General features: G+C 59.3%; 1 pseudogene. It reads right to left on the bottom strand.

The window, feature by feature from the left end:
• Nucleotides 1–311 precede the first annotated feature (311 nt).
• Nucleotides 312–712, bottom strand: a pseudogene (locus HMPREF2581_RS33495) (recombinase XerC); the annotation flags it as partial.

Below are 712 nucleotides of genomic sequence, written 5' to 3'. Positions count from 1 at the left end.
GCAGCCGTCTGGGCCGAACATTAGGCCCGCATTGACGTGATGTCAATATGGAATAGCCCGCCTTTTTAGGTGGGCTTTTCTGTTTCTAAGATCCTGAAACCATTCTGCAGGCGTAGCAATGCGCCCCCGACGTAATCAGCAATTACAGAGGGTACTGCGGTTTTAGCCGTGAAATTGCGGCGCTCTGCCAGCATGCCGGCGCTGGAATCCAAGCGCTCTCGGTAATTCCAGATTCTTCCTACAGGCCTAGCGATCTGCTGGGCGCGCGGCTACCTTTTCGTCCGGCAGCCGGCCCCTCTGGGCAGGTCTCGCTAGGCGAGACTGTCTCGGGCGGCAGATCCCCTTCCACCAGATCCGCTTGTTGCGGCGGGAACCGCGGATGCAGTGGCGGCACGGTTCGATAAGTGTTGAGCCATCAGAGTGAACAGCACGCTTTGCTCGAAGGTGTCAGGTGGCTGTGGTACCGCTTCTGCTTCCCACGAGGTTGGACCTCTCTGAATGCCTGTCTCTTGTGTGTGCTCCCTTGGTTCTGACGGTTCTGTCCTGGCCTCAGGTGGCGGCACTTCACCCACTCGAGCGAGAGGTTGCCCGCATGGCTTCGGTTTGGCAGAGGCTTGCGGAGAGCCGCTGTAATCCACCTTTCTGACGTTCTCCAGCGCGCCTTGGGCCAGGCTTCTAGCATGCAGCACGGCACGCATGTGGTCGTAGTCGG

Origin of the sequence: Pseudomonas sp. HMSC057H01 (assembly GCF_001836405.1) — a bacterium.
In the GTDB taxonomy this organism is placed as follows: domain Bacteria; phylum Pseudomonadota; class Gammaproteobacteria; order Pseudomonadales; family Pseudomonadaceae; genus Pseudomonas; species Pseudomonas aeruginosa.
Note: the sequence above shows the minus strand (reverse complement) of the source record. Positions and strands in the feature narration are given on the sequence as shown.